Here is a 12,047-nt window from a genome sequence, read left to right as displayed (position 1 = left end):
GCGTCACCGCCGGCGGCACCGCCACCCTGAACATCACCACCTCCGCCTCGGCCGCAGCGGGCACGTACCCGCTCACCATCACCGGCAGCGGGGCCTCGGGCACCCACACCGGCAGCTACAACCTGACGGTCACCGGGGTCACCCCGCCCGGCGGCCTGGTGAACGGCGGCCTGGAGACGGGCAGCCTCGCCCCGTGGACCTGCCAGAGCGGCGGCGCGGTGGTCTCCACCCCGGCCCACTCGGGCTCGTACGCCCTGCAGGCCGCGGCGACCGGCGGCCAGACCGGCCAGTGCGCGCAAACCGTGACGCTGTCGCCCAACACCTCGTACACGCTGAGCGGCTGGGTCCAGGGCAACTACGCCTACCTCGGCGTGAGCGGCGGCGCCACCGCCAGCACCTGGACGAACGCCGCCGGCTGGACCAAGCTGACCGTCCCGTTCACCACCGGCGCCTCCGGCACCGTGACGGTGTACCTGCACGGCTGGTACGGCCAGGGCAACGTCTACGGCGACGACTTCGGCATCGCCTGACCCCTCCCCTGACACCCCACCGTCCCGCCGGGGGCGGCGCGACCTCCCCGTCGCGCCGCCCCCGGCGGCCGTTCACCCGGGGTGGGGCGGGAGCGTCACCGTGACCGCTCCCGTCCCATCGGTCATGTCATAGGATCACCGACCATGACGGACGGGGCGGGGACCACGGACAGCACGCGAACACCCGGCGGGGCAGCCGTCCCCCCACCGGCCGGGACAGCGCCGGCCCCGCCGCCTGCCGGCCCGACCGCCCACGCGCAGTACACCGGCGGCTCGCCCTACCTCACCGGGCCCGCCTCCCCGCACACGCCCGACTGGGCCGCCCTGGCCGAGCAGCACGACGAGGAGATCCGACGCAGGAAGCGCCTGCGGGTGATCGGCGCCAGCGTGCTCGCGACCGCCCTGATCGGCGGGATGACGGCGACGGCCATCAAGGTGTCCGGCAGCGGCCGGGACGACCGCCCCACCGGCACCGTCACCCTCCAGCCCGGCCCCACCACCGACCCGGCCACCGCACCCGCCGGCCCCGCCGCCGACGGGACGCCCACGCCCACCACCGCGCCGACCGGAACGCCCTCCCCCGGCGCCTCCGCCCCCGGCAGTCCGTCCACGGCCCCCTCCCCCGGCAAGTCCGGCGGCCGACCGAGCGGCGCCGCCACCACCCCCGGCAAACCCGCCGCGAGCGCCACCCAGGGCGCTCCCCCGCCCGCCGCGCCGCCGGCCGCACCGCCCGCCGCCGCACCCGCGCCGACCAGCAGCGCGCCGCGCGATCCGCCGACGGTCATCTCCGAGGCCGCGACCGACACCGCTCCGCTCGACCCGGGCGCCCTGTTCGCCGCCCCGAGCCTCTCCGTCGGCGGCCGCACCTGGACCCGCGTCGCCACCGGCAGCACGGACACCTGCTGGCAGGCCACCACCGGCGGCCTGGGCGACGTGATCAGCGGCCAGGCCTGCCGCAAGCTGCTGCGCGCGACGTACACCTCCGGCGACAGCGCCGTCACCGTCGGGGTGGCCGTCTTCGACCACAAACCGCAGGCGGACGCCGCCGGCCAGGCCCACAAGGGCCAGGTCCAGGGCCTGACCACGCCCGGCGGCATCGCCTGGTGCGTGTCGGCCGGCTGCGCCAACACCCATACGACGATCGGCCGCTACGGCTACTACACGGTGTCGGGCACCTACCGCCCCGGCGGCACCACCCAGGACGCCGCCGCGACGGCCGCCGGTCCCGAGCTCGCCGCCTACGCCCGTGCCCGCCTGCTCGCCCGCGGCCAGGCCGCCGTCGGCGTCTGACAGCGACGCGATCGGCGACGCGCCCCTGCTTCCCGCCCACACCCATCCCTCGTCGAGGTGGATCGTCCAGGTCTCTCCCACCGCCCTGTTCAGCTCGACCAGGGCCGCGACGTCCGCGATGACGGCCGGCGCGTCGGACAGCCGCAGGGGGGAGACCGGGACGCCGTGCCGGGTGTAGGTCGGCAGCTCCCCGCTGCAGTCGAAGGCGTGGAGCGGCAGGGGATCACAGCCGAACCATGCGGGGCGGTGTTCCTCCGCCCACGCGGCAGCCGCGTCGACGCGGTCCACATGTGCCAGCAGCTGGTCCGGGGCGGGCCCACCGCGGAACTGTACGAGGAAGCCCCCGGCGGCGGTGGGCAGCCTCAGGCGGCCCGGCCGACCGCGACGGGGCGCGCGGGGCGGCAGAGGGCCAGGTAGGCGGCCGCGGACAGGACGGCGCAGGCCAGGACGACCACCGCGAGGAGGACCGCGGACGGGCTGCCGCCGAGGCTGCTGAGCGGTGCGACCAGGGCGCCGCAAAGGAACGTACCGGTCCCGATGAGGGCGGAGGCGGAGCCGGCGGCCTGCGGGGCGACCAGGCTGAGCGCCTGGGCGGCGGAGTTCGGGAGGATCACTCCGAGGCTGCCCATCAGGACGAAGAGTGCCGGGCAGACCCCGGCCAGGCCGAGATCCCAGACCGCCGTGAGCAGGACCAGCGCCACCCCCGCGGCGACCGCCGTACCGAGACCGGCCAGCATCAGCGCGCGGGCCGTGAACCGGCGGGCGAGCACCCGTCCGTTCAGCTGGGTGACGCCCACGATGGCGAACGAGTTGAGGCCGAACAGCAGACTGTAGGTCTGCGGCGAGACGTGGTAGACGTGCTGGAGCACCACCGACGAGCCGCTGATGTAGCCGAACAGCGCGCCGAACGCGAAGGTGCTGGTCAGGACGAGACCGAGGAACGGCAGGTCCCGCAGGAGCCCCTTCATGGTGCGCAGCGTGGCGACGAGCCCGCCACCGTGGCGGGCCGCCGGCGGCAGGGTCTCGCGCAGGCCCGCGAAGGCGATCAGGGTGAGCAGCAGGCCGAGCGCGGTGAGGGCGCCGAAGGTGCCGCGCCAGGAGGTGACGCGCAGCAGTTGGGCGCCGACGACCGGGGCCAGGATCGGGGCGAGGCCGGATATCAGGCTGATCGAGGCCAGGAAGCGGAGCATCGCGACGCCCTCGAAGCGGTCCCGCGCGACGGCGCGGCCGATGACCAGGCCGGCCGCGCCGGCGGCGCCCTGCACGAAGCGGGCCGCGATCAGGACCGGCAGGGTGGGGGCGAGCACGCACAGGATGCTCGCCAGGGTGTAGACGACCAGGCCGACGAGCAGCGGCGGGCGGCGGCCGAAGCGGTCGCTGAGCGGTCCGAAGATCAGCTGGCCGGCGGCGACGCCGAACATCGAGAAGGTCAGGGTGAGCTGGACCGCGGCCGGTTCGGCGGCGAAGTCGTCGGCGATCACCGGCAGGCCGGGCAGGTAGAGGTCGGTGGTGAGCGGACCGAGGGCGACCAGACCGCCGAGCACGGCGACGGTGGCGCGGCCCGGGGCGGCGGCGGTCCGGCCGGAGGCGGCGGCCTGGGTGGCCGGAGCGGTCGGCGTCTCGCCGGCGGGACCGGCGGTCGGACCGGGCATGGGGCTCCTCACGGGGCGGGCGCTGGGTTTGTCCACGCTCCGTCCTACCCCAGCGGCCCGGCCCGGCGATACCCGGGGTGGGCCGCGCGGCCCACTCGGGCCGGTGCCCGGCGGCCCGGCCTCGGGCCGCTCGACGCCCGGGCCGGTGCCCGGTGGCTCAGTGCTTGGCGGGCGGCTGGGCGCGCAGGGCGGCCTGGACGGCGGCCCCGTCCTGCCAGGCGTAGAGCTGGTTGCCCGTCAGGGTGACGTTGTAGTGCCCGCACGCGCCGGTGGTCTTCGCGGAGACGCCCGCCGGGAACCAGCCGGCCTTCAGCGCGGCCGGTACCGGGTGGGCGGTCTTGCCCGGCTGGGCGGTGACGCAGCCGGCGGGCAGCCGCCCGTCCGGCAGGGTGGCCCGCAGCAGGCGGTCGTCGCCGGTGGTCGACCTCAGGTACTGGATGGCGGACGCGTTGTCGGGCAGCCAGGCCGGTACCGGGTGGTGGTCGGCCTTGGCCGCGCTGCCGGTGGTGTAGCTGGCCTGCTCCTGGTGGCGTCCGTCGTACCAGTCGGAGACCCGCGGGCCGACCGCCACGGCCGCGACGGCGACGGCCATGCCCGTGCCCGCGACTCCGAGTACGACCTTGCTCACGATGCCGTTCATGCCCGCCCTGCCCTCTCCCTGTTCGGTCCCGTCCCCGGTGCCCGGCGTCGCGCGTCCGGTGCCCGGTCCACCGGGGTCACTCCATCCTGACCCGCCGTGGCCTGCCGCGGCGTCACCACGAGGTCGCGACCGCACCTGCGACCTTGGGGGTACGGTCTCCACCTTCAGGGGTACACGCGGCGTCGGCGTCTCGGGGTTCTCCCCCTCCGGGGCCCCGTGTGCGGCCCGTTCGCGGGCCCGCGGCGGGGTCAGTGACCCGCCGGAACGGGGACGGCGACCGGGAACGGCCGGCCGTCCAGAGTCCAGTGCGGGTCGATCGGCCGACCGAGCGAGGCGTACACCTGGGCGGCGACGTCCGGGTGGCGGATCTCCCCCGCGGGAGGGGCGGCGGGGATGCCGGGGCCGGCGCAGGCCACCCAGGCGGTGCGCTCCTCGGGGGTGCGGCCGCCGTGCCCGCCGGCGTCGACATGGCCGTGGTCGGTGACGACGATGACCGTCCACGCCTCGTCGGCGTGGCCGGACCGGTCGCGCACCGCGTCGAGCAGCCGGCCGAGGCGCTCGTCGGCGGCGCGCATCGCGGCTCGGTACTCGGCGCCGCAGCCGAGGAAGTGGGCGGTCTCGTCGACGGCGCCGAGGTAGACGAAGGAGGCCTCCGGGTCGGCGGTCGCGAGGACGTGCACGGCCTCCCGGGTGACCTCCTCGTCGACGGCCTCCCAGGCCTCGGGGGTGTCCTCGGCGGGGGCGACGTAGCAGAGCCGGCCGGGAGCGCGGAACAGCGGGCCGCCCGACTCGTTGATCACCAGCGGGTCCCAGCCGGCGGCCACGAAGGTGCGGCGGCGGTCGCCCCGGGCGAGGCGGGTGGCGAAGTCGGGGAAGACGTCGAGCCGGTTGCCGCCCAGGTGGTTGCCCCAGACACCGTGCTTGGCGGGCTCGACACCGGTGACGATGGTGGCCCAGCAGGGGCCGGACATGGTGGGCGTGGACTCCGCCACCGTGACGGGCGCCAGGAACCCGGCCCCGGCCACCTCCGCGAGCCGGGGCAGCGGGACCTCGTCCAGCAGGTCGTACCGGACACCGTCGATCCCGACGACGAGGACCCTCGGCCGGGGCGGCGGAGCTGTGGGCATGGTGAGGCGGTTCCTTTCGCGGTGCGTCCCGGCCGTGCCCGCACGGGCGCCACCGGTCGCGTCATGCTGCACGGCCCGCCGTACCGAACGGTGTCGCCGAGTGGAACGACGGGTGTCCGGGCAGTGTCGGACGCCTGCCGGACCTCCCCGCCGGACCGCCGGGGCCGCTCCGACCGTGCCCGGCCGTGGACGGGCCGCCCGGCGAGGCCGTCGCGGACGGCCGGGCCGGGCGAACTCGGCGGTCGCCAGGCCGCTGCCGCGCGCGGCAGCGGCCTGGGTGAGAAGGACGGAGGTGCCGGTCCGCCGGGTTTCGGGGCCGGCCGGGCCGCCGGCTGCGGTCAGCGGTAGGCCGACTCGCCGGTGATGGCCTCGCCGAGGACCAGGGTGTGGATCTCGCTCGTCCCCTCGTAGGTGAGCACCGACTCCAGGTTGTTGGCGTGCCGCAGGACCGGGTACTCGGTGGTGATGCCGTTGGCACCGAGGACCGTGCGGGCGCTGCGGGCGATCTCCAGCGCGGCGCGCACGTTGTTGAGCTTGCCGAAGCTGATGTGCGCCGGGCGGGCGGCGCCCTCGTCCTTGAGGCGGCCGATCCGCAGCGCGACCAGGTAGGCCTTCTCCACCTCCAGCATCATCTCGACCAGCTTCTGCTGGGTGAGCTGGAAGCCGGCGATCGGCCGGTCGAACTGGACCCGGCTGCCGGCGTAGTCGAGGGCGGTGGTGTAGCAGTCGCGGGCGGCGCCGACGGTGCCCCAGAGGATCCCGTAGCGGGCCTCGCCCAGCGAGGACAGCGGCCCGCGCAGACCGGTGACGCCGGGCAGTACGGCGTCGGCGGGCAGTACGACCTCGTCGAAGACCAGTTCGCTGGTGACCGAGGCGCGCAGCGACAGTTTGCCGTGCACGTCGGTGGCGGTGAAGCCGGGGGTGCCGGGCTCGACCAGGAAGCCCCGGACGCCGTCCTCGGTCTGCGCCCAGACGACGGCGACGTCCGAGACACTGCCGTTGGTGATCCACATCTTGGAGCCGGAGAGCACCCAGTCGCCGCCCCTGCGCCGGGCCCTGGTCCGCATGTTGGCCGGGTCGGAGCCGAAGTCCGGTTCGGTGAGGCCGAAGCAGCCGATCAGCTCACCGGCGGCCATGCCCGGCAGCCAGCGCCGCTTCTGCTCCTCCGAGCCGTAGGCGTGGATCGAGCGCATCGCGAGCGAGCCCTGGACGGAGACGAAGCTGCGCAGCCCGGAGTCGGCGGCCTCCAGCTCCATGCAGGCGACCCCGTAGGCGACGGCCGTGGAGCCGGTGCAGCCGTAGCCGTCGAGGTGCATGCCGAGCACACCGAGGGCACCCAGTTCGGGGGCCAGCTCGCGGGCCGGGAAGACACCGCGTTCGAACCAGTCGCCGATGTGCGGGCGGATCCGCTCGTCGGCGAACTTCCGCACGGTGTCGCGGATCAGCCGCTCCTCGTCGGTCAGCAGGTCACCGACGGCGAGCAGGTCGGCCGGGTCGATCCGGGTCGGCTTCGCCATGGAAGCTCCTTGTAGTCTCGGCGGGCACCGGGCCGGGCCGGTACGGGTAGCGGCCGCGGCGGTACCGGCGAGTATTCCGCACGGAGCCGGCCTCCGGACGGGAGCGAGGGAGTGAGCATGTACACAATTGAGCGGCTGACGGCGGACGCGCTGACGGACTCGGCGGAACAACTGGCCGGACTGCTGGTGGACACCGTGGGGGCCGGCGCCTCGCTGGGCTTCCTCGCGCCGCTCGACCCCGCCGAGGCGACCGCCTGGTGGCGGTCGCTGGCCCCGGACGTGGCGGCGGGGCGGCTGCTGCTGTGGGCGGCCCGCGCGGAGGCCGACGGCCGGATCGCCGGGACGGTCCAGCTGCGCCCGGCGGCGAGCGCCAACGGCCGGCACCGGGGCGAGGTGGCCAAACTGATGGTCCACCGGGCGGACCGGGGGCAGCGGCTGGCCGGCCGGCTGCTGGCGGCACTCGAAGCGGCGGGCGCCGGACATGGCCTGCGGCTGCTGGTACTGGACACCGAGACGGGGAGCCCCGCCGAGCGGATGTACGAGTCGGCGGGCTGGACCAGGGTGGGCACCGTACCCGACTACGCGACCGACCCGGCGGGCGTGTCCCACCCGACCACCCTCTTCTTCAAGACCCTCCCGGCCCCGGCTGACACCGCGCCGGCACTAGGGTGATCGTTTCGGCAGTCCGCACGGGAATCCGAACGAGGGGTGGAGCATGACGCGCTGGGCACTGGTCGCCGAGGAGACCGAGGGTGTCGGCAACGACCGGATCTGGGGCACCAACGTGCTGGCCGAGATCGAGGGCAGCCGCGAGGAGGCGCTCGCCGAGCTCCGTCGGCTCGTCCCGGCGTACACCCCGCAGCACCCGTTCAACAGCCGCCGGCGCACGCTGCTCCGGGACGGCGACACCTATCTGCTGATCTCCAAGGGGAGCATGCGGGACTACCACTGCGTGTTCCGGGTCTGGGAGTTGCTCTGGGACAGCGAGCGGCCCGAGATCCAGCAGGAGCGCCTCGGCAGCACCGACCGGGGCCGACCCGTCCCGCCGGCCGGCGGGGCGGGTCAGGAGGGCAGGTCGGCGTAGCCGCCGAGGTTGGCGACCATGCGGCGCAGCACATTGAGCGCGGCGGCCCATTCGGCGGGCGTGATGCCGTCGTGGATCTGCTCGTGGGCGGCGGCGAGGCGGTGGTGGGCCCGCTGCCGGCCGGCCTCGCCGGCCTCGGTGAGGGTGAGACCGTTCGCGTCCTCGGTGAGCCGGCCCCGGTCCAGCAGGTCGTCGAGGACCAGGTCGAAGTCGACGGCGGGGACGATGCCGACGGTGTACGGGCGCAGCTTGTCGGCCAGTGCGGCGCGCTGCCAGCCGCCGGGTGCGCCGGCGATGTGGTTGAGGCACCACCACTGGGGCTGGGTGAGCCGCTCCTCGGCGAGTTCGCCCCGGATCCGGGCGAGGACGAGCCGGGCGGTGGCATCGGCCCAGTAGCCGATCGGCTGGGCGGCGAGACGGGCCTCGGGGTAGTCGCGCAGGTGAACGGTCATGGCGGGTGGACCTCCGGTGAGCGGGCTCGGGCGATGCCGTCACGCTAGAAGCTGAAGTCCGCTTGACGTCAAGCCCGGCCGCCACCATGACGCACCGTCAGTGGTGGCCGGAGCGGCTCAGGCGACTCCGCAGAGCCGCAGGAGGGCGGTGGTCGCGGCCCCCGCCACCACGACGACCGGGAACGGCGCGCGGCGCAGCGCGAGCAGCCCGGCGACCAGGACGCCGGCCGGCCGGGCCCAGCCGGCGAAGCCGTGGCCCTGGGTGAGGGCGCCGGTGGCGACGAGCGCGACCAGCAGCACGGCGGCGGCCACCGCGAGCAGGTGGCGCAGCCGGCCGGAGAGGGTGAGGCGGTGGCCGAGGGCCGGGCCGGCGAGGCGGAACGCGTAGGTGCCGGCGGCCAGCAGGAGGACGGCGAGCAGCGGCATCAGCGGACTCCCTCGACGGCGGGGGCGGGGCCCGGTGCGGCGGCACCGGGCTCGGCCGGCTCCCGGCCGCCGGGGCCGCTCGGGCCGCGGCCGGCGAGCAGCAGGCCGAGGAGGGCGAGCAGCACGGGCAGGCCGGCCGGCAGGTACGGCGTGGCGGCGACCGCGACGACGGCGCCGGCCAGGGCGGCGGCCCGGGTGCGCCGGTCGGTGAGCGAGGGCAGGACGAGGGCGAGCAGCACGGCCGGGAAGGCGGCGTCGAGCCCGAGGGCGTCGGTGTCGCCGAGGAGGCCGCCGGCCGCCGCGCCGAGCACGACGGCGGCGTTCCAGACCACGAACAGGGCCAGGCCGCAGAGCCAGAACGCGGCCCGGCGGCGGCGCCGGTCGGGCTGGAGCAGGGCGAAGGCGACCGATTCGTCGGTCATCAGCTGGGCGCCGAGCAGCCGCCGCCACCACGGGCCGTCGAGCACGTCGGCGACGGTGAAACCGAAGGGCAGCAGGCGGGCGTTGAGCACCAGTCCGGTCGCGACGGCGGCGAGCACCCCGCCGCCGGAGAGGACGACCCCGACGGCCGCGAACTGGGCGCCGCCGGCGAAGACGAGCACCGACATGGCGATCGGCAGCCAGAGCGGCAGGCCGCCGGAGACGCTGATGGCGCCGAAGGAGGCGCCGACCAGGGCGTCGGCGACACAGACCAGGGCGATGTCCCGCAGGGTGGCACGGTCGAGTGTTCGGAGGAGCGAACGCATGTCCAGTAGAGTGAACCCGATGGGTGTCGTTCGTCAAGGCGAACGCCTGGACCTGTGGAGCGAACGCGAATGAGTGCGAACACCGGCACCGACCCCGGCGCCAACGCCACCGACGACCCCACCGGCAACCCCGGCGGCGGCCGGGGCACCTCCGGCTCGGAGCTGATCGGGCTGATCGCCGCGACCATCCGGCGCGAACGCGAGCGCGCCGGCCTGTCCATGGCCGAGCTGGCCCGCCGGGCCGGGATCGCCAAGTCCACGCTCTCCCAACTGGAGTCGGGCGCGGGCAATCCGAGCGTCGAGACGCTCTGGGCCCTCGGCGTCGCGCTGGACGTGCCGTTCAGCCGGCTGGTCGACCCGCCGCGGCCGGTGGTGCGGGTGATCCGGGCCGGCGAGGGGCCGGTCACCCACTCCGAGCGGGCCGACTACGCCGCCACCCTGCTGGCCTCCTGCCCGCCGAACGCGCGCCGCGACATCTACCGGATCGAGGCGCAGCCGGGCGAGACCCGGGCCTCCGACCCGCACATGCCGGGCACGGTGGAGCACGTGGTGCTCAGCACCGGCCGCGCCCTGGTGGGGCCGCCGGCCGAGCCGGTCGAACTCCACCCGGGCGACTACGTCAGCTACCCCGGCGACGCCCCGCACATCTTCCGCGCCCTCGCCCCGGACACCGTGGCGGTCATGGTGATGGAGCACGTGTAGGCCCGGGGCAGGCGGCCCGGCCGGCCTGCGGGCCGGCCCCGGCTCAGGACGTCAACAGCCCGTCCAGGAAGGGGTTTCCGAAGACCCGGTGCGGGTCGTGGCGGTCCAGCACGGCGACCGCCTCGTCCCAGCCGGGGCCGCCGCCGTCGCGCAGGCTCGCGGGGATGGCCCGGCCCAGCATGTCCGGGTCCGCCCAGGCGGCGTCCGCGGTGTACGCCCAGCCCTTGGACCACTCGACGCGCAGGCCGGCGCGGGTGCCGTCGAAGGTGCGCAGCAGGAACTGTTCGAGGTCGCGGGCGAAGCGGTGCAGGCCGGGCGTGCCGGGGAGGCTGAGCACGTCGAGCCAGACGGCGCTGTCCCACTCGGGGCGGTCGGGGCGCGGGCGCAGCGCGGAGAGCAGCGGCGGCCGCGCGCCGGGGACGCCGCTGAAGGCCGGATCGTCCAGGCCGGTGACCCGGATCTCCACCGCGCCGTTGACCGGGAACTCGCCGCGCGCCTGGTACTCGGCGAGCAACTGCCGGTAGTACGCGGCGAACTCGGAGACGACCCACTGGAGGTCGGCGCGCCGGGCGAGCACGGCGTAGCCGTTGGCGGTGACCCGCAGGGTGGTGGGCCGGACGTACTGCAGCAGGGTGCGGGAGGGGCCCCAGAGGTCGGAGCGCAGGCCGCCGGCGAGCAGGTGGGCGAGCAGGTCGCCGGAGAGCAGCTCACGGAGCAGGCCGCCGGAGAGCAGCACGTCGGTGATGTCCCCGGTGAGGGCCACCTTGGCGATCAGGTACTGGAGTTGGCCGAAGATCGGGGCCGATCCCCAGGTGCCGGCGACGAGTTGGCCGGCGAGCCGGGCGACCGGCTCCGGGATGCTGTCGGAGAAGGGGTAGTTGTAGGGCTCGTCGACGGCGCGGGAGCCGAGCGGGCGCTGTGCGGTGACGCTCCAGGTCTTCAGCCAGGGACGGTCGGTGTAGGCGAACCAGATCGCCTCGGCCCGTCCCTCGCGGTCGACGAAGTCGGCGAAGGTGCGCGGGCGGCCGAGGATGCCGCCCGGGCTGCCCGGGCGGGCGAAGAGTTCGCTCGCCGGGATGTCGAGCCGGCTGACGCAGCGCAGCGGCACGTCGGGGCCGGCCCGGAGCACCACCTCGGTGACGAAGGCCCGGCCGAGGTGGACCAGGAACGCGGCGCTGTCGGCCTCGGAGCGCTCGAAGGTGCGCAGGGTGTAGCGGCCGGTGGCCGGGTCGTGGACGACGGCGGTGAGCCGGGTGACCTGGTTGCTGACCGAGCCGTAGCCGTGGCCGTCGGGGCGCGACTCGCCGGCCGCCGGGACGGCGGTGCCGTGGCCGCCGATGGCGAGCACGCCGCCGACGGTGAGCTCGCCGGGCGCGGGGCAGTTGGCGACGCCGAGGCCGCGGTCGGCCAGGTGGGCGAGCAGGCTCTCCATGGTGGCGCCGGTCTGCGCCCGCACGGTGGTCGGCGAGTCGGCGGTGACGGCGGTGAGGTGGCGGGTGGTGTCCAGCAGCAGGACGCGGGCGGACTCGGGGGTGGCGTCGGCGACGGTGAGCGGCGCCCAGGTGTGCCGGTACCCCTGGGCGCGCAGCCGCCAGCCGTTGGCGTGCGCCCAGTCGGCGAGCAGCGGGACCTCCTCGGGCGTGCGCGGGGCGCAGGTCCAGAGCTGGTCGGTGCGGACCTCGCCGGACCAGTTCTGGTACACCCGCTGGTACAGCTCGGTGCCGGTGGGCAGGGCGGGCGGCACCGGGGTGGCGGCCCGGGCGCTGTCCGGCCCGATCGTGCCGCGCAGCAGCCAGGCGGCCGTGCCGAGGGCCGCCGAGGCGCCGAGCACCTCCCGCCTGCTCAGACCGTCCCCGTCGCGTCGTCCTGCCGCCATGTCCG

13 protein-coding genes are annotated in these 12,047 nt (G+C 75.7%); 5 read left to right on the top strand and 8 right to left on the bottom strand.

Annotation, left to right across the window (positions count from 1 at the left end):
* On the top strand, nt 1-530 hold a 530-nt coding region (locus ACIQTO_RS30790), incomplete at its 5' end, for a carbohydrate binding domain-containing protein (protein ID WP_402394869.1).
* 144 nt (nt 531-674) lie between these two features.
* Nucleotides 675-1,820 (top strand): hypothetical protein, encoded by a 1,146-nt coding sequence (locus ACIQTO_RS30785; RefSeq protein WP_402394866.1) that lies wholly within the window; start codon nt 675-677, stop codon nt 1,818-1,820.
* Nucleotides 1,821-2,182: 362 nt separating this feature from the next.
* Here ACIQTO_RS30785 and ACIQTO_RS30780 read toward each other — a convergent pair whose 3' ends face one another.
* From ACIQTO_RS30780 to ACIQTO_RS30765, 4 genes are all read right to left on the bottom strand, one after another.
* Nucleotides 2,183-3,472 carry a multidrug effflux MFS transporter gene (locus tag ACIQTO_RS30780; protein WP_402394863.1) on the bottom strand — a complete coding sequence of 430 codons (1,290 nt, stop codon included), beginning with the start codon at nt 3,470-3,472 and terminating at the stop codon, nt 2,183-2,185.
* A 157-nt stretch (nt 3,473-3,629) separates the two neighbouring features.
* Nucleotides 3,630-4,100, bottom strand: coding sequence for a hypothetical protein (locus tag ACIQTO_RS30775; RefSeq protein WP_402394861.1), 471 nt, complete (start codon nt 4,098-4,100; stop codon nt 3,630-3,632).
* Between the two features lie 260 nt (nt 4,101-4,360).
* Nucleotides 4,361-5,239 (bottom strand): alkaline phosphatase family protein, encoded by an 879-nt coding sequence (locus ACIQTO_RS30770; RefSeq protein WP_402394860.1) that lies wholly within the window; start codon nt 5,237-5,239, stop codon nt 4,361-4,363.
* A 338-nt stretch (nt 5,240-5,577) separates the two neighbouring features.
* Nucleotides 5,578-6,756 (bottom strand): acyl-CoA dehydrogenase family protein, encoded by a 1,179-nt coding sequence (locus ACIQTO_RS30765; RefSeq protein WP_402394857.1) that lies wholly within the window; start codon nt 6,754-6,756, stop codon nt 5,578-5,580.
* 117 nt (nt 6,757-6,873) lie between these two features.
* Between ACIQTO_RS30765 and ACIQTO_RS30760 the strand changes: the two genes are divergently transcribed.
* Together ACIQTO_RS30760 and ACIQTO_RS30755 are read left to right on the top strand one after the other, a co-directional pair.
* Nucleotides 6,874-7,428, top strand: a complete 555-nt coding sequence (locus tag ACIQTO_RS30760; protein ID WP_402394855.1) for a GNAT family N-acetyltransferase — start codon at nt 6,874-6,876, stop codon at nt 7,426-7,428.
* Between the two features lie 43 nt (nt 7,429-7,471).
* Nucleotides 7,472-7,840 carry a hypothetical protein gene (locus ACIQTO_RS30755; RefSeq protein ID WP_402394852.1) on the top strand — a complete coding sequence of 123 codons (369 nt, stop codon included), beginning with the start codon at nt 7,472-7,474 and terminating at the stop codon, nt 7,838-7,840.
* On the opposite strand, the gene ACIQTO_RS30750 is transcribed toward ACIQTO_RS30755, so the two are convergent.
* The 3 genes from ACIQTO_RS30750 to ACIQTO_RS30740 form a co-directional block, all read right to left on the bottom strand.
* Entirely contained in the window at nt 7,819-8,292 is a 474-nt protein-coding gene (locus ACIQTO_RS30750; RefSeq protein WP_402394850.1) for a MarR family transcriptional regulator, read from the bottom strand. The genes ACIQTO_RS30755 and ACIQTO_RS30750 overlap by 22 nt on opposite strands.
* Nucleotides 8,293-8,409: 117 nt before the next feature.
* Nucleotides 8,410-8,718: an AzlD domain-containing protein gene (locus ACIQTO_RS30745; protein WP_402394848.1), complete on the bottom strand. Its 309-nt coding sequence runs from the start codon at nt 8,716-8,718 to the stop codon at nt 8,410-8,412.
* Nucleotides 8,718-9,464, bottom strand: coding sequence for an AzlC family ABC transporter permease (locus ACIQTO_RS30740; RefSeq protein ID WP_402394845.1), 747 nt, complete (start codon nt 9,462-9,464; stop codon nt 8,718-8,720). Before ACIQTO_RS30740 ends, ACIQTO_RS30745 begins: the two co-directional genes overlap by 1 nt.
* Nucleotides 9,465-9,683: 219 nt before the next feature.
* On the opposite strand from ACIQTO_RS30740, the gene ACIQTO_RS30735 reads away from it, so the two are divergent.
* The gene (locus ACIQTO_RS30735; protein ID WP_402395057.1) at nt 9,684-10,166 is read left to right on the top strand and encodes a helix-turn-helix domain-containing protein; all 483 of its coding nucleotides are present in this window, start codon (nt 9,684-9,686) and stop codon (nt 10,164-10,166) included.
* A 43-nt stretch (nt 10,167-10,209) separates the two neighbouring features.
* Here ACIQTO_RS30735 and ACIQTO_RS30730 read toward each other — a convergent pair whose 3' ends face one another.
* Nucleotides 10,210-12,042 carry a cholesterol oxidase substrate-binding domain-containing protein gene (locus ACIQTO_RS30730; protein ID WP_402394842.1) on the bottom strand — a complete coding sequence of 611 codons (1,833 nt, stop codon included), beginning with the start codon at nt 12,040-12,042 and terminating at the stop codon, nt 10,210-10,212.
* Nucleotides 12,043-12,047: the final 5 nt, after the last annotated feature.

It is taken from the genome of Kitasatospora sp. NPDC091207, assembly GCF_044768625.1.
In the GTDB taxonomy this organism is placed as follows: domain Bacteria; phylum Actinomycetota; class Actinomycetes; order Streptomycetales; family Streptomycetaceae; genus Kitasatospora.
This window is presented reverse-complemented; position numbering and strand designations above follow the sequence as displayed.

Coding starts and splice junctions, on each gene's coding strand:
- ACIQTO_RS30760 (WP_402394855.1), top strand. CDS start 6,874: ATGTACACAATTGAGCGGCTGACGGCGGACGCGCTGACGGACTCGGCG.
- ACIQTO_RS30755 (WP_402394852.1), top strand. CDS start 7,472: ATGACGCGCTGGGCACTGGTCGCCGAGGAGACCGAGGGTGTCGGCAAC.
- ACIQTO_RS30745 (WP_402394848.1), bottom strand. CDS start 8,718: ATGCCGCTGCTCGCCGTCCTCCTGCTGGCCGCCGGCACCTACGCGTTC.
- ACIQTO_RS30750 (WP_402394850.1), bottom strand. CDS start 8,292: ATGACCGTTCACCTGCGCGACTACCCCGAGGCCCGTCTCGCCGCCCAG.
- ACIQTO_RS30740 (WP_402394845.1), bottom strand. CDS start 9,464: ATGCGTTCGCTCCTCCGAACACTCGACCGTGCCACCCTGCGGGACATC.
- ACIQTO_RS30730 (WP_402394842.1), bottom strand. CDS start 12,042: ATGGCGGCAGGACGACGCGACGGGGACGGTCTGAGCAGGCGGGAGGTG.
- ACIQTO_RS30770 (WP_402394860.1), bottom strand. CDS start 5,239: ATGCCCACAGCTCCGCCGCCCCGGCCGAGGGTCCTCGTCGTCGGGATC.
- ACIQTO_RS30765 (WP_402394857.1), bottom strand. CDS start 6,756: ATGGCGAAGCCGACCCGGATCGACCCGGCCGACCTGCTCGCCGTCGGT.
- ACIQTO_RS30735 (WP_402395057.1), top strand. CDS start 9,684: ATGGCCGAGCTGGCCCGCCGGGCCGGGATCGCCAAGTCCACGCTCTCC.
- ACIQTO_RS30785 (WP_402394866.1), top strand. CDS start 675: ATGACGGACGGGGCGGGGACCACGGACAGCACGCGAACACCCGGCGGG.
- ACIQTO_RS30780 (WP_402394863.1), bottom strand. CDS start 3,472: ATGCCCGGTCCGACCGCCGGTCCCGCCGGCGAGACGCCGACCGCTCCG.